The following is a 24,484-nucleotide window of genomic DNA, read 5'->3' as shown; positions in this document are numbered from 1 at the left end:
TAGATGGCAAGACCATCTCAAGGTTTAACTGGCAAGCAGAAAGCGGCAATCTTGCTCATTTCACTAGGACCGGAAGTGTCAGCACAAATATTCAAACATCTGCGCGATGAAGAAATTGAGCAGTTGACGTTAGAGATTGCAAATGTCCGAAAAGTGGATGCTGCAGAGAAAGAAACCGTATTAAGCGAATTTCATCAAATATGTATGGCGCAAGAATATATATCGCAAGGCGGTATTCAATACGCCAAAGAAATATTGGAGAAGGCGCTTGGCGCGTCGAAGGCAGTGGATATTATCAACCGTTTGACAGCAACGCTGCAGGTTCGTCCATTTGACTTCGCTCGCAAGGCTGACGCGCTTCAGATCTTGAACTTTATCCAAAATGAGAGTTCACAGACGATTGCGCTTGTATTGTCCTATCTCAATACAGAGCAGTCATCTCAGATTCTGTCGTCGCTGCCGCCCGAGAAGCAATCCAGCGTGGCACGCAGAATCGCTCTCATGGACAGCACATCACCAGAGGTTATCAGTCAAGTAGAGGCTGTACTCGAACAGAAGCTATCAGCTACCGTGACTCAGGATTATTCGAGCGCGGGCGGTATCGAATCGATCGTCAACATCTTGAACGGCGTCGATCGAGGTACAGAACGCACGATATTGGATTCACTTGAAATTCAAGATCCCGAGCTTGCAGAAGAGATTAAGAAGCGGATGTTTGTATTTGAAGACATCGTCAATATTGATAACCGCTCTATTCAACGGATTATTCGGGATATTGACAACAGCGACCTGCAGCTTGCGCTTAAAGTGGCTAGCGAGGATGTTCGCACTGCTATATTCCGCAACATGTCCAAGCGAATGGCGGATACGTTCCGCGAGGAAATGGAATTTATGGGGCCTGTACGCCTGCGCGATGTAGAAGAGGCTCAAACTCGGATCGTTGCTACAATTCGTCGATTAGAAGAATCCGGCGAGATCATTATCGCTCGCGGCGGAGGAGACGATGTCATTGTCTAACATCATTAAGTCTTCTCACTATGTGCCAGTAGAACAGATGAGAATGTTAGAAGCGATCCGCAGAGAGCGCGAGAGGCTGTCCGAGCAAGAGCAGCTGGAATATGAAGCTGCTATGACTGCTGAACGACTGCTGGAGCAGGATAAGGAATTGGAAGAGCTGCGACGCTCGATCCTGCTGGATGCTCAGAGCTTTGCCGAAGATCAGGTGAGGGCTTCCTCTGATGAAGCGGAACGCATGCTCGAGGAAGCAAGACAGCAGATAGAAGCTTGGTGGAATGAACGCCGAGAAGAAGATGAACAGCTTCGCGAGAATGTGCAGCAGGAAGCTTATAACCAAGGCTATCATGAAGGCATCTCGCAAGCTGAGCAAGAAATTCAGATCGCCTACGAAGAGAAGATCGGCGAAGGAGCTGCTGTTCTGCAGCAGGCCTATCAAGCGAAGGAGCAGATCATCCAAGAGGCTGAACCGTTCGTAGTGGCAGTGAGCACTGCTGTCGCGGAGAAGATTATTGATCGACAGCTCTCTCTGGAGCCCGAGCTGATCATTGAACTGGCACGCAAACAGCTTTCTCGCAAGCGTGAGAGCGGAAGAATCACATTATGCGTATCGCCTGAGGATTTCAACTTCGTCCATGCCGCTCGTGAAGAGCTGAGCATAGCGATTGATTCACAGGCTGAGCTGCTAATTATTCCAGATGCGAGCGTGAAGGACCATGGGTGCGTTATTCGTTCATCTCTAGGAAGCATTGATGCGCGGATAAACACGCAGCTGGAAGAGTTGAAGAAGGCATTGCAGCAGATCGCGATGCAGCAAGAGGAGCAGAGCGACCATGAAAGCTAGCAGCGGGTTAACTTTGAACGCGGAGAAGTATACGGAGTATCTCCATCATATCGATCCTGTTCGTGTTAATGGCAAGGTTACTCAGGTTATCGGCCTGACCGTCGAATCTGAAGGCCCAGATGCCAGCATTGGTGAAGTGTGCCATATATATCCGAGTAAAGGTCAAGTGCCCTTGATGGCAGAGGTTGTCGGTTTCCGCGATAACCGAGTGCTGCTGATGCCGCTCGGCGAGCTGAACGACATTGGCCCAGGGTGCGATGTAATTGGCACAGGTAAGCCTTTGACCGTACAAGTCGGATCTGAACTGTTAGGCAAAGTGTTGAATGGGTTAGGACAGCCGTTGGATGGTTCATTTCTGCCAACACGAATGGCAAAGTATTCGACCTCCGCTATCCCATCTAACCCGTTGAAACGTCCGCGTGTAGCAGAGCCTATTGGCGTCGGGGTCAAAGCAATCGACGGATTGATAACGATTGGCAATGGTCAGCGGGTAGGGATATTCGCCGGTTCAGGCGTCGGAAAGAGTACATTGCTCGGAATGATTGCTCGCAATACGGCAGCTGACGTCAACGTTATCGCATTGGTCGGTGAACGAGGCAGAGAAGTGCTCGAGTTTATCGAACGCGATCTAGGCCCAGAAGGGCTTGCTCGTTCGGTAGTTGTAGTAGCTACCTCCGATCAGCCAGCATTGGTTCGCATCAAAGGTGCAGTCATCGCAACAACGATTGCGGAATACTTTCGTGATCGTGGATTGAACGTGATGCTGATGATGGACTCGGTTACACGGTACGCCATGGCGATGCGTGAAGTCGGTCTTGCAATTGGAGAGCCTCCGGCAACTAGGGGCTATACGCCTTCCGTATTTGCGGCGCTGCCGAAGCTGCTCGAGCGCAGCGGGACCGGCCCTCAAGGTTCAATAACCGCCTTCTATACCGTGTTGGTAGACGGCGATGATATGAATGAACCAATAGCGGACGCTGTGCGCGGGATATTGGACGGGCATATCGTATTGAGTCGAAGCATTGCTCATAAGGGGCATTACCCTGCAATTGATATTCTGGCAAGCATTAGCCGTGTTATGAAGGATATCGTTCCTGAAGAACATCAGAAAGCGGCGGAGCAATTGAAGCGACTGCTGGCGGTGTATAAGGAATCCGAAGATCTGATCAATATCGGAGCGTATCAGCGCGGTACCAATCCCGCAATAGATGAAGCAATTGATGCCATTCAGGATATAAATGATTTCACGAAGCAGCGTATAGATGATGCAGCACCATACGATGAGACGGTGCAACGCCTTCAAATGCATTTTTAAGGAGAGAGATAACGGATGCGGGCCTTTCAATATTCGTTTCAGAAGGTGTTAGATCTGAAGACTAACACAAAGAGACAGTCGGAATGGGTGTTGGCGCAATCGATTGGTCAACTTCAGACGGCGGAGCAATCCTTGGATAGCTTAATGAAGGAACGGCATAATATTTCGCTTCAATTTCAAAAGATGGCTGATAGATGTGCATCAGTTATAGAACTGCAGTGGTGTCAGCAATATCTCGATCATCTGGATGAGCTGATTACTTCAGCAATCGCATCGGTCAGAACAGCGGAACGGAAAGTCCAACAGCAGCAAAAAGAAGTAGAGTTGAAGATGATCGATGAGAAAGTGTGGACCAAAGCGCGTGAGAAGGCGGAAGTCGCATACAAGCAGGAATTGGCTGCAGCGGAGCAAGTTGAAATGGATGAATTAGCAACGGTGCGTTATCATATGGCAACCCGTTAATGCTAGATTAGCAGACTCCGCTGAAGCAGGAGGGATGGCATTGGTTAACGAAGAAACGGAAGAAAAAGAAAAGCGATATTCTATATTTGAACGAATATTGCTATTCGCTACCCCAATATTTTTTACGATTATCCTTCTGGGCGGTTTGCTCATGTTGGTCAATGATGAATGGCGCAACAACGTATTAGTATGGGCGGACGAGGTGCCGGTACTCAATAAGCTGGTTCCGGAACCAGATAAACCTGCTGAAGCTAAGAAGAAAGAGACGAAGGAAGCGGAGCAGAAACCATCTGAGAGTGAGCAGATCAAAGACTTGAAGGAACTGCTTGCTTCCAAAGACAATGATCTGCGGGTGCTCGCTGACAAGAAGAAAGAGCTTGAAGGACAAGTTGATACCTTGACTCAGCAGGTAAAAGAGCTGCAGAACAAGGATGAACAGAAGCGTTTGACAGCAGAAGAGTATGCACAGGAAGTGAAGGATCTCGCGAACATGTACGCGAAGATGATGCCAAGTAAGGCTGCACCAGTGATGGAGAATCTGACTATAGATGAAATGGTGCTTGTATTCGACTCGATGAATACTGAAAGCCGCGTAAAGATCATGGAGAAGATGAACCCTAAGATCGCTGCGGAAGTGTCCATTCGCTTGAAAGATGTCACCACTGCGGAGAATATGCAGATTGCCGCATTGCAATCTCGCTTGAATAAGCAGGAAGCGGAGGGAACTCCTCAAACCGAGCTTGATTCGACACAGTTAAGCAAGACATTCGCCTCTATGCCAGCGAAGAGCGCAGCAGACATTATTTTGGAAACAGCTAAGATTAGCGAGCAGAAAGCGATCGCGATATTGAACAACGTGGATGATGCTACTCGCTCCAAGCTGATAAGCGCAATGACAGAAGCGGATAAAGTTGCAACCGCAAAGCTAGTATCGAAGATTCTGCCGAATAAGTAAGAGATATATAAAGCTGTCTATCCTGTCGTATCAATGGAAGGAGGTGAAAATAAACAATGACAATGAGTGTATCATCAACTTCAGCTCCAATGGCTGCCGTTCAAGGAGCAGGAGCTGCAAGCAAAGTCAAGGAGGCAGCTTCTAGCGGCGGATTTCTCTCTGCAATGACGCAACTGATGAATCAAAGCGAAACTTCATCTGAATCGCAAAGTGCGACAGTTAGTTTACCTGCTTTGTCAGGAGTATCACCACAAGCGGTCGATGAGGATGAGAACCAGCTCCTGCAGCTTCTGGATTCGCTGCTACAAGATCTGGGACAGGCTGAGCAACTGCTAGAGAATAATCCAGAACTCATGGCTATGCTCCAGCAATGGCTTCAGCAAGCGCAGATGTTTACAAGTACAGCACAGATGACGGCAGATACTGCACAGCTTCAAGGCTCATCTGAACAATCTGATGCGATTCAAGCGCTCGCTGCTCAGTCGGAAACATTGAGCATTCTAGTGCGGGATCAGTTGGAGCAGATGCGAGAGATTCTGCGTCCGCTTATGAATGGCGCTTCCATGAATCAATCCGCTGTACTGGAAGGGGCTGAGTTGTTGGAGTCACTTCAAGCGCTGCTCTCCAGTGCTGGAAAACAGCCAAACTCAACTGAATCGTCCAGCAATCGTTCGATGCAGTCTGTATCCGCATTAGCTAATCAACAAAATGTTGATATGGGCGGTACAATGGCTGCTGTGAATAAGTCGGGACAAGCTGTACAGGAAACGAATGGAAAAAGCATGAATATGGTTTCCGAGCTGCGTGCGGCCCAAAGTACAGCTGCTGATCGAACAATCGGATCGAGCTTAGCGAATGCGGGCAAGCAAGCTGAGGTGCAGAATCAGACAGGTGCTAATCTATTCGCTTCTGCTTCTACGGATGACAGTGCTGCGATCGATCAAGCTGATGCTTCCTCTGAGGTGATAACAGCAGGACAGTTTGCCATTCGTTCTGAAGGTATGCAGTCTTCGAAGCCGGTTCAAGTGATTCGAGCGAGTCATTTTGCTCAGGAGATGGGCGGCTTTGTTATGAAACAGCTGTTCGTAACGATGCGAAATGGTGTTTCTGAAGCGAAGATTACGCTGTATCCAGAGAATCTGGGACAGGTCGATGTACGCTTGACGATGCAAAATGGTCAACTGGTTGCTCAATTTGTGACAGAGCGTGCGATAGCTAAGGAACTGCTGGACCAACAGATGTTTATGCTCCGCGGCGCTTTGCAATCGCAAGGCATTCAGGTGGACAAGCTGGAAGTTACGCAGCATAGCTCGGTATCGAATGCAGCTAGTCTCAGCTCATCCATGTTCCAAGGTGATCAGCAATCCAATGGAAGCCGTGGGCAAAACTCCGCACAGCGTAATAGACAGCAAGGTGAAACAAGCGGAGAAATTGAAACGCTAGACGATATTCAAGATGAATTGCTGAGAAAGCAATTGATAGGTTCATCGTTCCAGGCGAGTGTTTAGAGAAGACTGCGCTGATGAAGGAGGTGTCAATAGATGAGCGCGAATGCGGGAATTACGAACGATTTAGTATGGCCGAACTACAGTAAAGAGAACTTGGATCGCGTTAAGCCGACTGGCGCAGAAAAAACGATGGGCAAGGATGCATTTCTGAAGATCCTGATTACCCAGCTTTCGAACCAGGATCCGATGTCGCCGATGGAGGATAAGGATTTTATCGCGCAGATGGCACAGTTTACATCATTGGAGCAGTTGATGGGAATATCTGAACAGTTAAATATGATGCAGCAGACGATTGGCATGTCTTCTACGCTGATTGGCAAGGAAGTAACTTGGATGCAGATGGATGATCCTACTGGCGAAGGCGACACCGGTAATACAGCTCTGTTGTATGGGACTGTTGACTCTATCATCATGCGTGCTGGCGTACCGTATGCAAAAGTTGGAGATTACGAGATTGATATGAAGGACATCACTGAAATACGCGAGCCAGGAACTTCGAATGAATCAGGCGACGGAAACGGTGAGGACAATAATTCCTCTGAACAAGAGGGTGTGCTCTCATGACACCGAACTTCAACATAAGAGGAATTGGTCCAACCGCACCTATTCAGCCGTCTGGCAGAACACACGGCGCTGAAGCGGCTAGTCGCTCTAATACGAGTCAACAAGCCTCATTCAAGCGGATGTTCGAACAGGAGCTGAAGCGTTCAGAAGACCTTCAATTCAGTCATCACGCTACGCAGAGAATGATGGAACGCGGAATGAACATGACGCCTGAGCTGATGAGCAAGATGAATGATGCGATTAGTCAAGCAGCTTCTAAGGGCTCTAAACAGTCTCTGCTGCTCGTTCAAGACGCTGCATACATCGTAAATGTGCCATCACGCACGGTCATCACCGCGCTGGATGATCCATTCAAGCAAGGACATGTATTTACTGCGATTGACAGTGCGATATGCATTGAATAAAGAATAGGCTGGACCTTAATGGAGGCCTGGGCCCGTGGAACGATTGAAGCGGGCACATCGTTCTAAGCAGATTAAGGGAGGAAATTAAAAATGATCCGATCCATGTATTCAGGCGTTTCCGGCATGAGAGGGTTTCAGACGAAGCTGGACGTCATCGGCAACAACATTGCCAATGTGAACACTACGGGCTTTAAAGGCGGCCGCGTTATGTTCAAGGATATTATGAGCCAAACGATGTCAGGCGTTACGGCTCCTAACGGAGACGAGCGCGGCGGCGTTAACGCCCAACAGGTTGGCTTAGGTGTACAGATCGGCGCCATCGATACGGTGCATACCGGCGGCAGCGCGCAGACAACGAATCGTCCTCTTGATTTGCGTATAGATGGAGATGGATTCTTCGCTGTTAAATTGTCTCCCGATCAAGAAGTTCCATTCTTGACACGTGCGGGTGACTTCCATCTGGATGCGGCACGCAATCTTGTAACTTCTGACGGCTTGTTTGTCACTAGTGTTGACGGTGATCCAATCGTACTTGATGAAGGCGTAACATCGTTTACGATAGCGCAAAATGGTGAGATTATCGGTAAGATGGATGACGGCACTTCGGAAATTGTCGGACAACTGGGAGTTGTTAAAGTGGTCAATCCAGAAGGTCTCGAGAAGCTTGGAGGCAATCTGTATCGCGTCACGCCGAACGCAACGATTGATGGTGCAATTGAGATCGTAGCTCCGGGAGATGCTGCAGCAGGTACTGGCTCGATTATCTCAGGTCAATTGGAAATGTCCAACGTGGATCTGACTTCAGAATTCACAGAGATGATCGTAGCTCAGCGCGGCTTCCAAGCGAATTCACGGATTATCACGACATCCGATGAAGTGTTGCAAGAAGTAGTTAATTTGAAACGATAGAATTATAGCGGGGTAGCTTAGCATTGGTTCTTAGGCACTCCACTTAGAGCGTCTGAGAACCAATGCCATGAGAAGGAGTGAAACCATGATTCAAGTGACAAGGTTAAACGGCTCACAGGTGTGGGTAAATGCACTGTTGATTGAAGCAGTTGAGGAAACGCCTGATACATACATCACCTTGTTCAATGGTAAGAAGATCATCGTCTTAGAGAAGGCTCCTGAAGTTATTCGCCTCATTACAGATTACATAAAAACAGTTGGCGCCGTATCTGGAACCGTCAAGCTGCAATCAACGGAGGGACAACCATGAAACGTATAATGCCATGGATGATAACGATGTTGTTGGCCATTACACTAATTGCTCTCGTATTCATAATGGTCATAAATAACCAGAACAACACGCTCAATAATCAAAATACGAGCGGAGAAGTCCATATGAAACGTCTGACTGCGGATGATATCTTGGAAGTCACATCTGTCATGAATGACATCAAGACGAATCTGGCAGGGAATGAATACATCGTGCAAATCGGATTCTCGTTCCAAATGGACAGCCCGAAAACCTTGAAAGAATTTGAAAAGATCAAAGACATCAAGGTCAAGCCAGTAATTCTGAAGACATTAGCTGATATGACACCAGAAGAACTGGAAGGAACGAAGGGTAAGGATCAATTGTCTGCTAAACTATTAGATCAGATTAATAAGATCTTGCCTCAGGGTAAAGTGATTCAGGTTGAAGTAAATGAATTCATGATGGTTAGAGCTTAAGTAAGAAACAGATACATGACGCAATACAGCTGATTCCTGTGAGGGGGTGAAACGATTGGTTGACGTTTTGTCGCAGAACGAGATCGATGCTTTACTAGCAGCGCTGTCTTCTGGTGAAATGGATGCGGAAGAACTTAAAAAAGAAGAAACCCAGCGTAAAATTCGTTCATACGATTTCAAGCGGGCCGTTCGTTTTTCAAAAGACCATATACGTACGTTGACACGCATCCATGAAAATTTTGCGAGATATTTAACTACTTATTTCTCTGCGCAACTGCGCACCTTTGTGCAAATTAACGTCGTACAAGTCGAACAGTTACCCTATGATGAGTTTATTCGCTCTATTCCGAAGATGACGATTCTGAATATTTTTGAAGCAGAGCCTCTCAAGGGAAGAATGGTCCTTGAAGTGAATCCCAATGTCGCATTGGCGATGCTGGATCGATTATTAGGTGGAACTGGTGTTGCTCCGTCCAAGATTCAAGGCTTGACGGAGATTGAAACGACAGTGATGGAACGTATATTCAGTCGTGCGTTTGATAGCTTGCAAGAAGCTTGGAAAGCGGTAATGGACATTCGTCCTAGGCTTGAAAGCTTTGAGACCAATCCTCAATTCATGCAGATCGTATCTCCGAACGAGACGATTGCATTGATCTCTTTAAGCACGAAGATTGGCGATACGACGGGGATGATTAATCTTTGTATTCCACATGTGGTTGTAGAACCGATCATGTCGAAGCTGTCAGCGCATCACTGGTTTGTATCGGAAAAAAGAACAAGTGCGCCGATTGAAGTTGAGAAGCTCCGCCAACGTGTTGAGAAAGCAGTTCTGCCGATCGTGGCTGAACTTGGAGAATCACAAATCACCATAAATGAGCTGATGCAGCTTACAATCGGTGATGTAATACCGTTAAAAAAGAAAGTGGATGAAGGTTTAACGGTGAGAGTCGGCGAACGTATTAAATATATCGGAACACCAGGCAATGTGAAAGATAGGCTAGCAGTACAAATTGAGCAAGTGCTTCAGGAGGGTGTGGAAGAGGATGACGAGTAAGGAATATTTGTCTCAAGAAGAGATCGATGCATTGCTTAGAAAGTCAGGAGAAGATAACGAGGTACCGAAGGCGGAATCAGCTCCAATATCTGTGGAGCAGTATCTTTCACCGCTAGAAATCGATGCGCTTGGAGAGATCGGGAACATTACGTTCGGAAGTGCGGCAACTGCGCTTTCCACGCTGCTCGGTCGCAAGGTTGACATCACGACGCCAGTTATCAAAGTGTTGGATAAGAACAATCTGGAGAAGGAATTTCCTCATCCTCATGTAGCCGTTCATGTTCATTATGTAGATGGCTTTGAAGGAGTCAACTCCTTGGTCATCAAGACGTCTGACGCATTTATCATTGCTGATCTGATGCTGGGTGGAGATGGCACGAATACTGAGGGTGAGCTTAATGAGATACATATCAGCGCTGTTCAGGAAGCGATGAACCAGATGATGGGTTCCTCAGCAACCTCGATGTCTACCATTTTCAATCAGATGGTGAATATCTCTCCTCCTGGAATCGGTATTCTGAATGCCGAGAAGGGTGAGGGCAGTGAGATGCTGCCGAACGAAGATGTTCTCATTAAAATATCGTTTAGACTGACAATTGCTAATCTTATAGACTCAACCATCATGCAGCTGTTAACGATTCCTTTTGCAAAGGACATGGTTCAACGATTAATGGGTGAGACGATGTCGCAAGCGATGGAAGCTGCACCGACGCTAGAAGCAGTTGCTCCTGCTGAAGCAGCAGCAAGTGCAACGGAAGCAATGTCGAACACGCAGCCAGCCGCAGCGCCTCAGTACACCGGTGATCATATTGGAGGTGGGAATCCAATGGCTCAGCCATCGTACCCGAATGCTTCGCAACAAGCGAACATGTATCCGCCTGTGAACAATCAGCAAGGACAGATGTATGACTATCATGAGCCAGTACCGTCTCCTATTTCTGCACCGACGAGACAAGTGAATGTCCAGCCCGTTCAATTCGCTAACTTGCATGCAAACACTTCATCTCAAATAGATGACACAAATATGAATTTATTGTTGGACATCCCGCTAAGAGTCACAGTAGAATTAGGAAGGACTCATAAGCAAATCAAGGACATCTTGGAGTTATCTCAAGGTTCCATCATTGAGCTTGACAAGCTGGCAGGGGAACCAGTGGACATTCTTGTCAATAACAAGCTGATCGCTAAAGGGGAAGTAGTTGTAATTGACGAGAACTTTGGCGTGCGAGTTACAGACATCATGAATCAATGGGAACGCATGCAAAAACTACAATAATTGAGTTGGGGAGGATACTCAGCAATGGCAAACCGAATTTTGATCGTAGACGACGCAGCATTTATGCGAATGATGATACGGGACATTTTGTCGAAAAATGGTTTCGAAGTCGTGGGTGAAGCAGCAGATGGTGCTCAAGCGATCGAAAAATATAAAGAACACAAACCGGACCTAATCACGATGGATATTACGATGCCGGAAATGGACGGCATTACAGCTCTCAAAGAAATTCGCAAGATAGATCCTAGCGCGAAGGTAATTATGTGCTCCGCGATGGGTCAGCAAGCCATGGTTATTGATGCCATTCAGGCAGGGGCAAAGGACTTTATAGTAAAACCTTTCCAAGCAGATCGGGTTATTGAAGCGATCAAGAAAACGCTAGGATAAACCATGGACACAGAAGTGCCAGCAATACCAACTTCCGGTGTTGGAGATTACATAGGAAGCTTGTTTACCGTCCTGCTGTCTCTTGCTCTTATAGTAATTCTAATCGTAATGTTCATTAAATTGCTCAGCCGCAAGAACAGGCTTTGGCAGATGAACCAAAGCATTCGGCTGTTAGGCGGAACTGGTATAGGACAGAACAAGTCATTGCAAGTGGTGGAGGTTGGCGGTACTGTGTACGTGCTCGGCGTCGGTGAGGATATCACATTGGTGGATAAAGTCAGCGACTCCGAGCAGGTTGCTCTGCTTCTGCTTTCATTTGAGCAGGCAGATCGACAAGCATCCGCGGCATCTATGCCAGCATCCTTAAGCAAATGGCTTCGACGGTCATCCAAGAAACGCCATAACCCTGTTCGTTCTGATGATTATCAACAGAATGATGAGATGGAACAAGTATCGTTTCATGAAATGTTTCATTCGAAGCTGGAACAGTTGCCGGATCGGCAAGCTCGAGTGGAGCGCTTACTAGACGATGATATCAAAAAAGATCGGTAGATGGATTCATGAATAAGAAATGGTTTGTTGCGCTGGCAGCTGTAATGCTGATCTCTGGCTTTGCGGCTAATTGGGCGGAAGCATCACCTGTTATCCCCGACATTAATGTTCAGATCGGCGGAGGTGAAGATTCGACGGGTATGACGACGTTGTCGATCATCTTGATCATCACGATATTAAGTTTAGCTCCCGCTATCTTAATTCTAATGACTTCGTTTACTCGGATCGTGATCGTGCTCGGCTTCGTGCGTACATCGCTCGGAACCCAGCAGATGCCGCCTAATCAATTGCTAATTGGCTTAGCTCTCTTTTTGACTTTGTTTGTGATGTCCCCAACACTAGGAGAAATGAATCAGGTCGCTTTACAACCGTATATGAAAGGTGAACTGAATCAGACTCAGGCGCTAGAGAAGGCTGCCGAACCGATGAAGGAGTTCATGTTCTCCCATACTCGAGAGAAGGATCTCTTGCTGTTTATGAATTATACACAGACAGAGAAGCCGCAAACAGTTGATGATATTCCATTGACTGTACTTGTTCCAGCTTTTGCGATTAGCGAGCTTAAGACAGCGTTCCAGATGGGTTTTATGATATTTATCCCATTCCTGGTCATAGATATGGTAGTCGCCAGTACCTTGATGTCAATGGGTATGATGATGCTGCCGCCTGTCATGATATCGCTGCCCTTTAAGATCCTGCTGTTTATACTCGTCGACGGCTGGCATCTAGTCGTGAAGTCGCTGCTCGCGAGCTTTTAACGTATAGGAGATGAAACGATGAGCGCAGAATTTATTATCGGATTAGCTGGGCAAGCCGTATTCACCGTCCTAAAGGTTAGCGCGCCTATGCTTATAGTCGCACTGGTAGTCGGACTAATCATCAGTATTTTTCAGGCGACAACTCAGATTCAAGAGCAGACATTAGCATTCGTGCCTAAGATTGTTGCTGTATTCCTAATCATCCTAATATTCGGCCCTTGGATGCTGACGACTATGGTTGACTTCACCTTTAATATCTTGAACAATCTGAATAAATATATCGGTTAGGCTGTGGAACCATGGAAATTGTCACTCAAGCGTTCCCTGTTTTTTTGCTTATTTTGTGTCGAATTTCGGCATTTCTTGTTGCAGCTCCTGTCTTTTCGTCCCGAGGCGTGCCGAATATCTTTAAGATAGGCTTAGCATTTTTTATAAGTGTTATAGCCTATCTATTGTTCGGGATCGGTAAGACAGTGCCGCCTGACGGCACGTATGTGCTTTTCATCATACGAGAAGTGCTGATCGGACTGTTGATCGGATTTCTAGCTCAGCTATTTTTCAACATCGTACACATTGCAGGATCATTCATCGATATTCAGATCGGATTCGGGATAGCTAACGTTATTGATCCATTGACAGGAATGTCAGCTCCTGTCATCGGTAATTTCAAGTACATATTTGTCATGCTGCTGTTTCTCGGTATGAATGGCCACCATTACTTTATCGACGGGGTGATGAAAAGTTTTGAGTGGATGCCGATTGACCAGAACAATTTCTTTCAACGTATACAAGATGGAACAGTACAGGAAGTATTGCTGACGTCATTTGTTCAAGCGTTCACAATTGCATTTCAAGTTGCTGCACCGTTAACGGTCGCCTTGTTCCTAACCGATGTTGCCTTAGGTTTTCTGGCGCGTACAGCCCCGCAATTCAACGTATTTGTCATCGGGATACCATTTAAATTGATAATCGGTTTAGTCGTGCTGCTCTTGCTCGTTCCAGGCTTTATATACGTGTTCCAGCAAGTGTTTGAGACGATGTTTAGAGCAATAGATCATCTATTGCGGGTCATGCCGGGATAGGGGGCAATTCGCCATGAAGATGACGCGTTATCGTTTAAAGCTAGATTTGCAAATGTTCTCACAAGAGAAGACAGAAAAGGCTACGCCGAAGAGACGACAGGAATCTCGTGATAAAGGACAAGTAGCTAAGAGTATGGAGCTCTCGGGAGCGGTCATATTGCTGGTGACGTTTTGCTCGTTGCTGTTCCTTGGAGGCTTTTTTAAAGAGCGTCTGATCAATATGTTTAGCGATCCGTTGCAGCATCAGCTGCTGACTCAACTATCAATTGAGAATGTTGTAGCCTACTTCGGAGAGATGCTTATTCAATTTTTAATCCTGATGTCTCCTATATTCATCGTAGCCTTTGTAATTGCTCTCCTGGTGAATTATATGCAAGTAGGTTTTTTATTTACTACGGAACCGTTGATGATGAAGTTTGAGAAGATTGACCCCATTAAAGGCTTTAAGAACATGTTCTCTTTAAAATCACTTGTTCAGATGCTTAAGTCCATTCTCAAGCTTGTTATCATAGGTGTTATAGCTTATCTCTCTCTGTGGGGAGAAAGAGATAATATTCTTCAATTGAGCCATATGCCCTTGCAAGATATATTATCGTATTCTGCAAATCTTACGGTGATGCTAGGCATTAAGGTTGGTGCAGCGCTTTGTGTATTAGCTATATTTGATTTTATGTATCAGAAGTATGAATTCGAGAAAAGCATCCGGATGTCCAAGCAAGATATTAAAGATGAGTATAAGAAGATGGAAGGCGACCCGCTCATCAAGTCTAAGATCAAAGAACGTCAACGTCGCATGGCTTTAATGCGCATGATGCAGGAAGTGCCGAAGGCAGATGTTGTCATTACGAACCCTACGCACTTTGCAGTCGCATTGAAGTATGAAGGGGCGTCGATGGAGGCACCGAAGGTTGTTGCTAAGGGACAGGATTACGTCGCGCTCCGTATCAAGCAGATTGCGAAGGACAACGGTGTGATAACGATGGAAAACAGGCCGCTTGCGCGTGCGCTGTTTGAACGAACAGAAATAGGTGATTCCATTCCGGCCGATCTGTTCCAGGCAGTCGCGGAAGTATTGGCATATGTATACAAAGTGAAAGGCAATGTCCGATGAGCGGACAGGGATGGAGGTAACATGCCGTGAAAGCTAGAGATTTAACTGTCCTACTCGGAATTATCGGTATAGTGCTGATGATGGTGCTTCCGATTCCGAAGTTTCTTCTGGATATACTGCTTATCATCAACATTTCTTTAGCGCTTATTATCTTGTTGGTCGCGATGAATACGAAGGAAGCGTTGGATTTCTCGATATTTCCAGCAATGCTCTTGATTACGACGCTATTCCGTCTTGCTTTGAATCTATCCACAACGAAGTTGATTCTGACTGAGGCAGATGCTGGTGAAGTCGTTCGGACGTTCGGTGAATGGGTATCGCAAGGAAATATCGCTGTCGGCTTAATCGTATTTTTAATACTAGTTATCGTACAGTTTATCGTCATTACGAAAGGTTCGGAGCGTGTTGCTGAGGTTTCAGCGCGATTCACGCTCGATGCGATGCCAGGTAAGCAGATGGCTATTGACGCCGACTTGAATGCCGGGCTTATCAATGAGCTGCAGGCGAAAGAACGCAGACAGAAGATTGAGAGCGAAGCCGATTTCTACGGCGCGATGGATGGTGCGAGTAAATTCGTTAAAGGGGATGCCATTGCCAGCATCATTATCCTGATCATCAACTTGATTGGCGGATTTATCATCGGCATAGCGATGAAAGGGATGCCCTTTAAAGAAGCTGCGGAAACTTACTCTATCTTGTCTATCGGTGACGGACTTGTCAGTCAGATTCCTGCATTGCTGATCTCTACGGCTGCTGGCCTTATCGTAACTCGTTCTGCTTCCAAGGGTAATCTAGCAGAAGATATGAGCAGTCAGCTTCTTTCGTATCCGAGACTGCTGTATATCGTTGCAGGCACGATTTCGCTGCTCGGGTTTTTCACGCCGATCAATCTCATTTCAACTCTTCCATTTGCGGGATTGTTAGCATTTGCAGGTTATCGTATGCAGATGAAAATGGATCGCACGGTGATCGAAAATGAACAACTTGAGGAAGAGCAGCAGATTGAAGAGGTTCGCAGTCCAGAAAGCGTAATTAACCTGTTGCAGGTAGATCCTATAGAATTCGAATTCGGTTATGGACTTATTCCGTTAGCTGATGCTCAACAAGGCGGAGATCTACTCGATCGTATTATTATGATCAGACGTCAGTGCGCATTGGAGCTTGGATTGGTCGTTCCGGTCATTCGAATTCGCGATAACATTCAACTAAAGCCTAATGAATATGTAATTAAGATTAAAGGGAATATCGTAGCCAATGGTGAGTTGCTGTTGAATCATTATTTAGCAATGAGTCCAGGATACGATGATGATTCTGTGACAGGCATAGAGACCGTGGAACCGGCATTCGGCCTGCCAGCCCTATGGGTTGATGAGATGATGAAGGAACGCGCTGAGATGGTCGGATATACAGTAGTTGACCCGCCATCAGTTGTAGCCACTCATTTAACGGAGATCGTTAAGAAGCATGCGCATGAATTGCTTGGCAGACAGGAAACGAAGGCACTTATCGATATGGTTAAGGAACAAAATCCTGCTGCGGTCGATGAGCTGATTCCAAGTATTCTAGCGGTTGGAGATGTTCAGAAGGTACTGGCTAAGCTTCTTCGCGAGAAAATATCGATTCGCGATCTCGTCACCATATTCGAGACTTTAGCTGACTATGGTACATATACGAAAGATCCTGATGTGCTTACGGAATATGTCCGTCAAGCCCTAGCGCGTCAAATAACACAGCAGTACTCTACAACAGGAGAAACGCTGCGTGTGATTACGGTAGGACCGATGCTGGAGAAGAAGATTGCGGAAAGTGTTCAGCAGAATGAGCACGGCTCGTATCTGGCTCTAGATCCTGGCACTACGCAGGCGCTGTTTCAGAAGTTCCAAGAGCAGATTTCGCGTATTCTCCAATCAGGCTATCAGCCTATCATTCTGTCCTCCCCAACGATTCGCATGTATTTGCGTCAGTTGATGGATCGGACGATGCAGGATATTCCTGTATTATCGTATAACGAGCTGGAACCTAATGTAGAAATTCAGAGTGTTGGAGTGGTGAATGTATGAGGGTGAAAAAATACCTTGTCGAGACGATGCCAGAAGCGATGAGCCTGATTCGTCAAGAATTGGGTAAGGACGCTGTCATCGTCAGCACTAAGGAAGTAAAAACAGGCGGATTTGCGGGAATGTTCCGCAAACGAATGATTGAAGTTACAGCAGCGGTCGATCATACAGCGACCAAGCGGCAGGAATCGGAGAAACCGACGCCTGCCGCTAGGCCTGCAGTTCCAGCATCGCTTGCTCGCAACGTGTATTCAAGCCATACGAGTAGGGATGCCGCTTCTCAAACTGCCGCAGCAGCGGAGAGGGGTGTCGAACTGGATGAGCGTCCAGTACGTCAGGTTGCGCCTCCACAAGAGGACTTACCCGTAGACAATCTGAAGCCTGTTAATACAGTTCGCCAAGAAACGGTTAACGCGTTCGAAATTTCAAGTACAGCACGGTCCAATGCTAGACATGAAGCTGCTGATGTACAATCAAATCAAGATATAAGAGAAGAATTAAAAGAAATGAAAGCAATGGTTCTAGCTATCATGCATAAATCGGAACGAGATGCTTGGCCAGAGTTCGTTAAATCAATGGAGCAGCAATTGTTGAAGCAGGGCGTATTCAGCGATCTCGCACACCGATTTGTACACGAGGCTTGGACTGGAATATCATCTTCGAGCAATGCCATATCAACTGAGATTGCATTCAAGCAGCAGTTGAAAGATGTCCTTAAACGACATTTGGCAGGGCATGCAAAAGGTGAAATATCAAATGAGACGAACGTCATTTATCTGGCTGGACCGACTGGCGTAGGGAAGACGACTACAATAGCGAAGCTAGCTGCGGATCAGATGTTCAAGAATCGTCGTAAGGTTGGCTTTATCACTTCGGATACCTTCCGGATCGCGGCGGTAGAGCAGCTGCGAACTTATGCGTCGATACTGAACGCGCCGCTAGAAGTCGTGACATCGCCGAACGATCTGCAGCGAGCCTTGCGTGAACTTCAGGACTGTGACCTTGTCTTAATGGATACAGCTGGACGCAATTATCGCAATGAGCTGTACGTCAACGAATTGTTTTCCATGATCAAGCCGCTAGCTGGCTCTGAAACGTTTCTCGTGCTTAGCTTAACGATGAAAACGGAAGATATGCTGAGTATATTGGAAAGATTCAAGCATCAGAGTATACAGCGTATCGTATTCACGAAGTCGGATGAGACGGACTCATATGGCGTTCTCTTAAATGTGGCAGATCGAACTGGAATTCCATTCAGCTATGTAACATACGGTCAGAATGTACCGGATGACATCAAGTCATTTGCACCAGACGAATGGATCGATAAGTTGTTAGGAGCTCAGTAATCATGATGGATCAAGCCGCATCCCTTCGCAACTTAATGTCTCGAGGGATGAACAAGTTTGAGCAAGATTATTCCCCGCCATCTGAAGAGGCGAGATCAACCCGTATCATAACAGTGACAAGCGGAAAGGGTGGGGTTGGTAAATCCAACTTTACTCTTAACTTCGCTATTTTACTGCAAGAGGCGGGTTATCGAACTTTGATCTTCGATGCCGATATCGGAATGGCTAACATTGATGTACTGATCGGAGCACCTTCGACTTTAAGCTTATATCACGTTCTAAGCGGCTTGAAGAAGCTTGAAGATATCGTTCAGATCGGCCCTAAAGGAATTCATTATATACCCGGTGGGTCAGGATTTCACGACCTGCTGGAGATGCCTGCTGAATCGCTGGAGAACTTCCTGCTTCAATTAGAAGGCTGGTCAGAACGATATGATGTGATCTTATTTGATACAGGTGCGGGTCTGAGTAAAGAAACACTGCGTTTTGTAACCGCGGCTGAAGAAACGTTTGTCGTGACTACTCCTGAACCTACAGCAATTGCCGATGCATACGCACTGATTAAAGTGGTGCATGGAATGGTTCCGGAGACACGATTTCGATTAGTCGTAAATCGTGTGACGGACTCTCGTGAAGGCGATCAAACGGCTGAACGATTGACTTCAGTGGCGAAAAGGTTTCTGCAGCTGGATATTCCAGTGCTTGGTTATTTGCTGGACGATCCTATCGTCATGCAGGCTGTTAAGAAGCAGACTCCATTCTCAATGCTTTACCCTAACAGCAAAATTGCGATGCAATTACGACAATTTGTGCAGATTTATATGAACCAGTTCAATGAGAAGCATGAGCAATATGGGGAAGTAAGAGGAATGAAGCAGTTTTTTAGAAAATGGATGAAAAGTTGGAGATGAATCTCCTAGTCGAATCGAGTCACGACATGTAAAATAATGATATACATTGCGAGCTACCGCGAATCGTCAGAACCTATTTCATGCCAAAGGAGTGTGTGTGAAATGACATCCAAGAAGATTCTGGTCGTGGACGACTCGGCTTTCATGCGAAAGATAATCTCTGACCTTATTTCGCAAGATCCCAACTTTACGATTGCTGGTACTGCCCAAAACGGTGTAGAAGCGCTAGAAAAAGTGAAGGAATTGCAGCCGGATGCCGTTACTTTGGATGTTGAAATGCCCGTCTGCAACGGACTTGATGCACTAAAAAAAATCATGTTGGAATGTCCGAAGCCAGTTATCATGCTCTCCAGCCTGTCTGAAGAAGGCGGTCGTGAGACAATCGCTGCACTGGAGAACGGCGCATTCGACTTTGTATGTAAGCCAAGTCCGACCAATGGGTTTCAAGATATTCAAAAAGTCGGTGAGATGCTGATCGAAAGGCTGCATGAGGCCATCAAGTCTTCTCATCGATTCGAACATTTGAAACCGTCTGAAGCTTCAAATGTACATAAGAGCACAACAGTGAGTGTAGAACCATTACACCACAAACCAGCAGATGATGATGCTGGCAAGCATATGGAGCGTTTCTCGTTCCCGAGCGTGAAGCCGAGTGAGGCTAAGCCTCCATTTTCCAAAGAGAAACGTAAAGCGTTTGGCAAGCAGGAGACTCCAGCAGAGCGGCTGACGAGTCTTAAGCCTGTACATAGAGGAAACATGACGGATGCTCCCGCTAAACCTCCTACTCAGCGCAATTCACTTTCTACTGATCGAATAGTAGAGTCAACTGATCCTGTACAACAACCAGCTAGACAGCTTGTACAAGCTAAGCTAACGGAGTGCAAGACTCATTTCTCTGAGATTATAGCTGTAGGAACTTCAACCGGAGGACCTCGAGCGTTGAAAGAGTTGTTGTCCGGACTTCCGGGCACATTGGGAGCGCCGGTACTTATCGTGCAGCATATGCCGCCGAACTTTACGAAGTCGCTTGCAGAACGCTTGAACACCTATAGTGAATTGGAAGTTAGAGAGGCTGAGCACGGAGAAATTGTCTGTTCAGGTACTGCTTATATAGCTCCTGGCGGCCAGCATATGACCGTTGTCCAACGGTCGGATGGAAGACTAGCAATCTCTCTTGATCGCGGCGAACCACGTTCAGGACATCGACCATCGGTTGATACTTTGTTTGATTCACTGTCAGATCTGAATGCATACAATCGGCACATCGTGCTCTTAACCGGAATGGGAAGTGATGGGGCGCGTGCTATGCGCCATCTAGTTGACGTTGGTGTCACCTCTACTTTCGCGGAGAGCGAGCGTTCCTGCGTTGTGTACGGCATGCCTAGAGCTGCTGTAGAACTGGGTTGTGTGAAACATGTTGTGGATCTGCAGGATATGGCGAAAGAAATCGTTAAAGCGATACAATAACGGCCCAATGCCGGAGTTACCTTTGAAGGGGGGCGTAAACATGGATCTGAATCAGTATTTATCCATGTTTTTAGATGAAGCAAACGATCACTTGCAAGCCTTAAATGAGCATATGTTGGAATTGGAAAATAGTCCGGATGATGTAGGTATCGTTCAGGTTATTTTCCGTTCTGCGCACACACTCAAGGGAATGTCAGCCACTATGGGCTTTGAAGACCTGGCTTCATTAACCCATGAGATGGAAAATGTACTTGATCTGGTCAGAAATCATCAATTGGCAATGGATGAATTCATATTCGACACGCTCTTCAAGGGCTTGGATGCGCTTGAATCGATGGTGGGAGATATCGCGAACGGCGGTGAAGGCAAAGAGGATGTATCCTCAATCGTAGCTTCTCTCCAATCGATCGTAAACGGCAGCTATAAGAAGCAAGCTCCCGCGGCATCAGTAAGCGCTGAAGCAGCAGCTGAAGGAGAGCTGAACGTTGGATTGGATGAATTCCAGCGCAGCATATTAGAGCAATCACTCGAAGCGGGAATGAATGCTGTCTATATTCAAATCTCCCTGCGCGAGGACTGCGTCTTGAAGGCTGTTCGCGCTTATATGGTATTCCAAGTTTTAAGCGATAAGGGCGAGATAGTGAAGTCGACTCCGCCTGCTCATGATATTGAACAAGAAAAGTTTGAACATAGCTTCTCGATCTACTTCGTTACTACGGAAAAAGTGGACTTTATTAAGAAAGAAATCGAGAACATTTCCGAGATCGAAACGGTAGAGATCCATGAGTTAAGTCAAGATGATTTACGTGTATGGAATAAACGAATTCGTGAGCTTGAAGCGGGACGGAGTGAAGCAGCGCCTGCAGCTGCTGTCGCGGAAACGCCAGCTAAGGCAAATACGGTTGAAGCTCCACGCCCTGCAGCAGCCCAAGCGCCTGCTAAGGAGCAAACATCGGCTAACAATGGACATCGCCAGCAGAATCGTACGATTCGTGTTGATATCGATCGCCTCGACGTGCTGATGAATCTGCTTAGCGAAATGCTCATCGATCGCGTGCGACTCGAGGAATTGGCTGGAGAGCTGAAGAAGCAGGAGCTGACTGAAACAGTCGAGCATATATCGCGCGTAAGCAGCGATCTGCAAAATATCGTGCTTAAGCTTCGCATGGTGCCTATCGATACGGTATTCAATCGCTTTCCGCGTATGGTGCGTGACTTAGCCAAGTCCTTGGACAAGAAAGTAGATTTCATCATATCTGGCGCCGACACCGAGCTTGACAGAACAGTTATTGATGAGATTGGCGATCCGCTCGTTCACTTGCTCCGCAACTCCTTGGATCACGGAGTAGAATCTATCGCGGATCGTATTGCGTCTGGCAAGCCGGAGACAGGAGTCGTACAACTGCGCGCCTACCAGAGCGGAAATCACGTGTTCATCGAGATTGAAGATGACGGTCGCGGAATTAACCGGGACATCGTTCTGAACAAAGCGATCAAGAACGGCATCGTGTCACAGGACAAAGCAGCGTCGATGACGGATGAACAGGTATTTCAATTGCTGTTTGCAGCAGGCTTCAGCACAGCCGAGACGGTATCGGACATTTCCGGTCGCGGTGTCGGGCTTGATGTTGTGAAATCGAAGATCTCATCTTTGGGCGGACATGTTGTCGTGAATTCAAAGCTAGGACAAGGCACGACTTTCGTCGTCCAGCTCCCATTGACGTTGTCCATTCTCGCTGCAATGCTGTTCCGATTGGGCAATGAAAAGTACGCAATCCCGCTAACTTCCATTGTGGAAACTGGTCTTGTAACGAAGCAGCAGATTCGCCGAATTCATGGCGGACTGCGGATGGTGGACTACCGTGATAGTGTTATTCCACTGTTATCGCTGAGCTCTATCTTTGAAACACCGGACTACTCTGATTTTGATGAGGAGGAAGTCGAGATCATCATTATACGCAAAGGTGATCGACTTGCTGCAATTGCGGTGGATGACTTCATTGGACAAAGTGAAATCGTGTTAAAGCCGCTTGGAAATTACTTGAAGGCTGTGCCGGGAATATCGGGCGCGACGATTCTTGGCGATGGACAAGTTGCCCTGATCGTAGATCCGAACGCATTGCTTAAATAGAGGTATATAAGAGGAGGATATTATCCATGGGAGAAGAGATTAAAGTAGTTGTCTTTAAACTTGCGCACGAAGAGTACGGTATTGAAGTCGAACGAGTGAAGACGATCGAACGCATGATGCCGATTACCCGCGTACCCAAAACGTATTCCTTTATCAAGGGTGTTGTGAATCTGCGCGGCGTAGTAGTACCAGTTATGGATCTTAGCGGTCGCTTTGGCCTGCCGGAATCAGAGGAAACAGATCAGACGCGAATCATTATCGTCAATGCGCATGATATGGAAGTCGGCTTCATCGTCGATGCTGCAAGCGATGTTATTGATATTCAGGAAGACAGCATTGAGGCTCCGCCAGAGGTAGTTGGCGGCATTAAAGCTAAATATTTGCGCGGAGTAGCTAAGATTGGCGATGATCGTCTGCTGATCATGCTGAACCTAGCGGAAGTATTGAACCGAAGTGAGATCATCCAGTTAGAACAGCTCGAGGTATGATACTACCTATGATTGATAACCTTGGAGACTTTAAATTAGACGTCCTTAAAGAAATCGGGAATATTGGGGCTGGAAACGCTGCAACTGCTTTATCCATGCTGCTGAATCGTCCTGTTGATATGGCAGTACCGAAAGTACAACTGCTGCCATTCGAGTGTATTGCGGACGCAGTAGGCGGCGCAGAGCAGGTTGTAATCGCTATTTACTTTCGAGTTGAAGGGGAAGCGGAAGGGCATCTGTTCTTCATGTTGGAATGCGAGCCAGCTAAGAGATTGCTATCCCAATTGATGCAGGTGCAGTCAGAGGATGAGTACAGCTTTACGGAAATGGAGATGTCCGCTCTATGCGAGATTGGAAACATCCTATCCGGCTCTTACTTGTCTTCATTGGCCGACTTGACTCATCTTTATTTGTCCCCGACCGTACCTCAATTGGCTGTTGATATGGCAGGCGCTATATTGAATTACGGACTGATTCAATATGGCGAGATGGGAGACAGGGCGCTCTTTATTGATACGAGGTTTCTTGAAGATCATGAAGAGATAGAGGGCACATTTTTCTTCATACCGGATCCAGACTCTTTTTCAAAAATATTTGCTGCCCTGGGAGTGCCGATGGAATGATAGATTCATCAACTGTTGTAAAAGTCGGTATGGCCGATCTGAACATTTGCCGATCTGGTTCTATCCGCACGTCAGGCTTAGGTTCTTGTATAGGACTTACTTTATATGATCCTGGAATCAAGATCGCGGGAATGGCTCATGTTATGCTGCCGTCTTCAGAAATTGCTAGAGAAGGTAACTTGAATATTGCGAAGTACGCTGATACCGCTATTCCTGAGCTAGTACGACTTATGATTAATGAAGGTGCTGTATTATCTAGGCTAATCGCCAAGATGGCCGGTGGCGCACAGATGTTTGCGTTTGCTAGCGGCAATGATATGATGCGAATCGGTCCGCGCAACGTGGAATCATGCAAACAGATGCTGTCCCTCCATGGAATCCCGCTAGTCGGCGAGGATACGGGCGGCAACTATGGCAGAACGATCGAGCTTAGCTGTGATGACGGTATATTGCACATACGCAGCGTGCAAAAGGGCGAAAAGGAACTGTGATGACGAT

The 24,484-nt window shown here is 46.7% G+C and carries 27 protein-coding genes; all 27 read left to right on the top strand.

The features are described from left to right. The first annotated feature begins 3 nt into the window (after positions 1–3). The 27 genes from fliG to ACXX53_RS08715 all read left to right on the top strand — a co-directional run bounded on the left by fliG (position 4) and on the right by ACXX53_RS08715 (position 24,477). Positions 4–1,017, top strand: a complete 1,014-nt coding sequence (fliG, locus tag ACXX53_RS08845) for a flagellar motor switch protein FliG (protein WP_458568258.1) — start codon at positions 4–6, stop codon at positions 1,015–1,017. Next, complete coding sequence (locus ACXX53_RS08840) at positions 1,010–1,858, top strand: FliH/SctL family protein (RefSeq protein ID WP_458568257.1); 849 nt, start codon at positions 1,010–1,012, stop codon at positions 1,856–1,858. Before fliG ends, ACXX53_RS08840 begins: the two co-directional genes overlap by 8 nt. Beyond that, positions 1,848–3,173 carry a flagellar protein export ATPase FliI gene (fliI, locus tag ACXX53_RS08835; protein ID WP_458568256.1) on the top strand — a complete coding sequence of 442 codons (1,326 nt, stop codon included), beginning with the start codon at positions 1,848–1,850 and terminating at the stop codon, positions 3,171–3,173. Before ACXX53_RS08840 ends, fliI begins: the two co-directional genes overlap by 11 nt. Before the next feature lie 15 nt (positions 3,174–3,188). Then, the gene (gene fliJ, locus ACXX53_RS08830) at positions 3,189–3,635 is read left to right on the top strand and encodes a flagellar export protein FliJ (RefSeq protein WP_458568255.1); all 447 of its coding nucleotides are present in this window, start codon (positions 3,189–3,191) and stop codon (positions 3,633–3,635) included. A gap of 34 nt (positions 3,636–3,669) precedes the next feature. Beyond that, a complete protein-coding gene (locus ACXX53_RS08825; RefSeq protein ID WP_458568254.1) occupies positions 3,670–4,590 on the top strand; it encodes a MotE family protein in 921 nt (306 codons plus the stop codon). Positions 4,591–4,646: 56 nt separating this feature from the next. Next, positions 4,647–6,098: a flagellar hook-length control protein FliK gene (locus tag ACXX53_RS08820; RefSeq protein WP_458568253.1), complete on the top strand. Its 1,452-nt coding sequence runs from the start codon at positions 4,647–4,649 to the stop codon at positions 6,096–6,098. Between the two features lie 33 nt (positions 6,099–6,131). Further along, positions 6,132–6,662: a flagellar hook capping FlgD N-terminal domain-containing protein gene (locus ACXX53_RS08815; RefSeq protein ID WP_458568252.1), complete on the top strand. Its 531-nt coding sequence runs from the start codon at positions 6,132–6,134 to the stop codon at positions 6,660–6,662. Then, the gene (locus ACXX53_RS08810) at positions 6,659–7,066 is read left to right on the top strand and encodes a TIGR02530 family flagellar biosynthesis protein (protein ID WP_458568251.1); all 408 of its coding nucleotides are present in this window, start codon (positions 6,659–6,661) and stop codon (positions 7,064–7,066) included. The genes ACXX53_RS08815 and ACXX53_RS08810 overlap by 4 nt, the downstream gene beginning before the upstream one ends. Positions 7,067–7,156: 90 nt before the next feature. Next, positions 7,157–7,975 (top strand): flagellar basal body rod protein FlgG, encoded by an 819-nt coding sequence (gene flgG / locus ACXX53_RS08805; RefSeq protein WP_458568250.1) that lies wholly within the window; start codon positions 7,157–7,159, stop codon positions 7,973–7,975. An 85-nt stretch (positions 7,976–8,060) separates the two neighbouring features. After that, entirely contained in the window at positions 8,061–8,285 is a 225-nt protein-coding gene (locus ACXX53_RS08800; RefSeq protein ID WP_458568249.1) for a flagellar FlbD family protein, read from the top strand. Beyond that, entirely contained in the window at positions 8,282–8,743 is a 462-nt protein-coding gene (locus ACXX53_RS08795; protein WP_458568248.1) for a flagellar basal body-associated FliL family protein, read from the top strand. The genes ACXX53_RS08800 and ACXX53_RS08795 overlap by 4 nt, the downstream gene beginning before the upstream one ends. A 55-nt stretch (positions 8,744–8,798) precedes the next feature. Then, the gene (gene fliM, locus ACXX53_RS08790) at positions 8,799–9,797 is read left to right on the top strand and encodes a flagellar motor switch protein FliM (protein WP_458568247.1); all 999 of its coding nucleotides are present in this window, start codon (positions 8,799–8,801) and stop codon (positions 9,795–9,797) included. Beyond that, on the top strand, positions 9,787–11,073 hold the full coding sequence (gene fliY / locus ACXX53_RS08785; RefSeq protein WP_458568246.1) for a flagellar motor switch phosphatase FliY: 1,287 nt from the start codon (positions 9,787–9,789) through the stop codon (positions 11,071–11,073). The genes fliM and fliY overlap by 11 nt, the downstream gene beginning before the upstream one ends. Positions 11,074–11,097: 24 nt before the next feature. Then, positions 11,098–11,460 (top strand): response regulator, encoded by a 363-nt coding sequence (locus ACXX53_RS08780; protein ID WP_458568245.1) that lies wholly within the window; start codon positions 11,098–11,100, stop codon positions 11,458–11,460. A 3-nt stretch (positions 11,461–11,463) separates the two neighbouring features. Next, entirely contained in the window at positions 11,464–12,012 is a 549-nt protein-coding gene (locus tag ACXX53_RS08775) for a flagellar biosynthetic protein FliO (protein WP_458568244.1), read from the top strand. An 8-nt stretch (positions 12,013–12,020) separates the two neighbouring features. Then, positions 12,021–12,770 carry a flagellar type III secretion system pore protein FliP gene (fliP, locus tag ACXX53_RS08770; RefSeq protein WP_458568243.1) on the top strand — a complete coding sequence of 250 codons (750 nt, stop codon included), beginning with the start codon at positions 12,021–12,023 and terminating at the stop codon, positions 12,768–12,770. An 18-nt stretch (positions 12,771–12,788) separates the two neighbouring features. Continuing rightward, positions 12,789–13,058 carry a flagellar biosynthesis protein FliQ gene (gene fliQ / locus ACXX53_RS08765; RefSeq protein ID WP_458568242.1) on the top strand — a complete coding sequence of 90 codons (270 nt, stop codon included), beginning with the start codon at positions 12,789–12,791 and terminating at the stop codon, positions 13,056–13,058. Between the two features lie 11 nt (positions 13,059–13,069). Beyond that, on the top strand, positions 13,070–13,852 hold the full coding sequence (fliR, locus tag ACXX53_RS08760) for a flagellar biosynthetic protein FliR (protein ID WP_458568241.1): 783 nt from the start codon (positions 13,070–13,072) through the stop codon (positions 13,850–13,852). Between the two features lie 13 nt (positions 13,853–13,865). Next, positions 13,866–14,963: a flagellar biosynthesis protein FlhB gene (flhB, locus tag ACXX53_RS08755; RefSeq protein ID WP_458568240.1), complete on the top strand. Its 1,098-nt coding sequence runs from the start codon at positions 13,866–13,868 to the stop codon at positions 14,961–14,963. A gap of 26 nt (positions 14,964–14,989) precedes the next feature. Further along, complete coding sequence (gene flhA / locus ACXX53_RS08750) at positions 14,990–17,023, top strand: flagellar biosynthesis protein FlhA (RefSeq protein WP_458568239.1); 2,034 nt, start codon at positions 14,990–14,992, stop codon at positions 17,021–17,023. Then, complete coding sequence (gene flhF, locus ACXX53_RS08745) at positions 17,020–18,366, top strand: flagellar biosynthesis protein FlhF (RefSeq protein WP_458568238.1); 1,347 nt, start codon at positions 17,020–17,022, stop codon at positions 18,364–18,366. Before flhA ends, flhF begins: the two co-directional genes overlap by 4 nt. A 2-nt stretch (positions 18,367–18,368) precedes the next feature. Further along, a complete protein-coding gene (locus ACXX53_RS08740; protein ID WP_458568237.1) occupies positions 18,369–19,277 on the top strand; it encodes a MinD/ParA family protein in 909 nt (302 codons plus the stop codon). A gap of 102 nt (positions 19,278–19,379) precedes the next feature. Further along, positions 19,380–20,744 carry a protein-glutamate methylesterase/protein-glutamine glutaminase gene (locus tag ACXX53_RS08735; RefSeq protein ID WP_458568236.1) on the top strand — a complete coding sequence of 455 codons (1,365 nt, stop codon included), beginning with the start codon at positions 19,380–19,382 and terminating at the stop codon, positions 20,742–20,744. 40 nt (positions 20,745–20,784) lie between these two features. Then, positions 20,785–22,875 (top strand): chemotaxis protein CheW, encoded by a 2,091-nt coding sequence (locus ACXX53_RS08730; protein WP_458568235.1) that lies wholly within the window; start codon positions 20,785–20,787, stop codon positions 22,873–22,875. A gap of 26 nt (positions 22,876–22,901) precedes the next feature. Continuing rightward, positions 22,902–23,363, top strand: a complete 462-nt coding sequence (locus tag ACXX53_RS08725; RefSeq protein ID WP_458568234.1) for a chemotaxis protein CheW — start codon at positions 22,902–22,904, stop codon at positions 23,361–23,363. Further along, a complete protein-coding gene (locus ACXX53_RS08720) occupies positions 23,360–23,986 on the top strand; it encodes a chemotaxis protein CheC (protein WP_458568233.1) in 627 nt (208 codons plus the stop codon). The genes ACXX53_RS08725 and ACXX53_RS08720 overlap by 4 nt, the downstream gene beginning before the upstream one ends. After that, positions 23,983–24,477, top strand: a complete 495-nt coding sequence (locus tag ACXX53_RS08715; protein ID WP_458568232.1) for a chemotaxis protein CheD — start codon at positions 23,983–23,985, stop codon at positions 24,475–24,477. The genes ACXX53_RS08720 and ACXX53_RS08715 overlap by 4 nt, the downstream gene beginning before the upstream one ends. Positions 24,478–24,484: the final 7 nt, after the last annotated feature.

It is taken from the genome of Paenibacillus marinisediminis, from assembly GCF_054343325.1.
This window is presented reverse-complemented; position numbering and strand designations above follow the sequence as displayed.

What these genes read in the sequence shown, in the direction of transcription:
- fliG (WP_458568258.1), top strand. Translation starts at nt 4, where the DNA reads ATGGCAAGACCATCTCAAGGTTTAACTGGCAAGCAGAAAGCGGCAATC.
- fliI (WP_458568256.1), top strand. Translation starts at nt 1,848, where the DNA reads ATGAAAGCTAGCAGCGGGTTAACTTTGAACGCGGAGAAGTATACGGAG.
- fliJ (WP_458568255.1), top strand. Translation starts at nt 3,189, where the DNA reads ATGCGGGCCTTTCAATATTCGTTTCAGAAGGTGTTAGATCTGAAGACT.
- ACXX53_RS08825 (WP_458568254.1), top strand. Translation starts at nt 3,670, where the DNA reads ATGGCATTGGTTAACGAAGAAACGGAAGAAAAAGAAAAGCGATATTCT.
- ACXX53_RS08820 (WP_458568253.1), top strand. Translation starts at nt 4,647, where the DNA reads ATGACAATGAGTGTATCATCAACTTCAGCTCCAATGGCTGCCGTTCAA.
- ACXX53_RS08815 (WP_458568252.1), top strand. Translation starts at nt 6,132, where the DNA reads ATGAGCGCGAATGCGGGAATTACGAACGATTTAGTATGGCCGAACTAC.
- ACXX53_RS08810 (WP_458568251.1), top strand. Translation starts at nt 6,659, where the DNA reads ATGACACCGAACTTCAACATAAGAGGAATTGGTCCAACCGCACCTATT.
- flgG (WP_458568250.1), top strand. Translation starts at nt 7,157, where the DNA reads ATGATCCGATCCATGTATTCAGGCGTTTCCGGCATGAGAGGGTTTCAG.
- ACXX53_RS08800 (WP_458568249.1), top strand. Translation starts at nt 8,061, where the DNA reads ATGATTCAAGTGACAAGGTTAAACGGCTCACAGGTGTGGGTAAATGCA.
- ACXX53_RS08795 (WP_458568248.1), top strand. Translation starts at nt 8,282, where the DNA reads ATGAAACGTATAATGCCATGGATGATAACGATGTTGTTGGCCATTACA.
- fliY (WP_458568246.1), top strand. Translation starts at nt 9,787, where the DNA reads ATGACGAGTAAGGAATATTTGTCTCAAGAAGAGATCGATGCATTGCTT.
- ACXX53_RS08780 (WP_458568245.1), top strand. Translation starts at nt 11,098, where the DNA reads ATGGCAAACCGAATTTTGATCGTAGACGACGCAGCATTTATGCGAATG.
- ACXX53_RS08775 (WP_458568244.1), top strand. Translation starts at nt 11,464, where the DNA reads ATGGACACAGAAGTGCCAGCAATACCAACTTCCGGTGTTGGAGATTAC.
- fliP (WP_458568243.1), top strand. Translation starts at nt 12,021, where the DNA reads ATGAATAAGAAATGGTTTGTTGCGCTGGCAGCTGTAATGCTGATCTCT.
- fliQ (WP_458568242.1), top strand. Translation starts at nt 12,789, where the DNA reads ATGAGCGCAGAATTTATTATCGGATTAGCTGGGCAAGCCGTATTCACC.
- fliR (WP_458568241.1), top strand. Translation starts at nt 13,070, where the DNA reads ATGGAAATTGTCACTCAAGCGTTCCCTGTTTTTTTGCTTATTTTGTGT.
- flhB (WP_458568240.1), top strand. Translation starts at nt 13,866, where the DNA reads ATGAAGATGACGCGTTATCGTTTAAAGCTAGATTTGCAAATGTTCTCA.
- flhF (WP_458568238.1), top strand. Translation starts at nt 17,020, where the DNA reads ATGAGGGTGAAAAAATACCTTGTCGAGACGATGCCAGAAGCGATGAGC.
- ACXX53_RS08740 (WP_458568237.1), top strand. Translation starts at nt 18,369, where the DNA reads ATGATGGATCAAGCCGCATCCCTTCGCAACTTAATGTCTCGAGGGATG.
- ACXX53_RS08735 (WP_458568236.1), top strand. Translation starts at nt 19,380, where the DNA reads ATGACATCCAAGAAGATTCTGGTCGTGGACGACTCGGCTTTCATGCGA.
- ACXX53_RS08730 (WP_458568235.1), top strand. Translation starts at nt 20,785, where the DNA reads ATGGATCTGAATCAGTATTTATCCATGTTTTTAGATGAAGCAAACGAT.
- ACXX53_RS08725 (WP_458568234.1), top strand. Translation starts at nt 22,902, where the DNA reads ATGGGAGAAGAGATTAAAGTAGTTGTCTTTAAACTTGCGCACGAAGAG.
- ACXX53_RS08720 (WP_458568233.1), top strand. Translation starts at nt 23,360, where the DNA reads ATGATACTACCTATGATTGATAACCTTGGAGACTTTAAATTAGACGTC.
- ACXX53_RS08715 (WP_458568232.1), top strand. Translation starts at nt 23,983, where the DNA reads ATGATAGATTCATCAACTGTTGTAAAAGTCGGTATGGCCGATCTGAAC.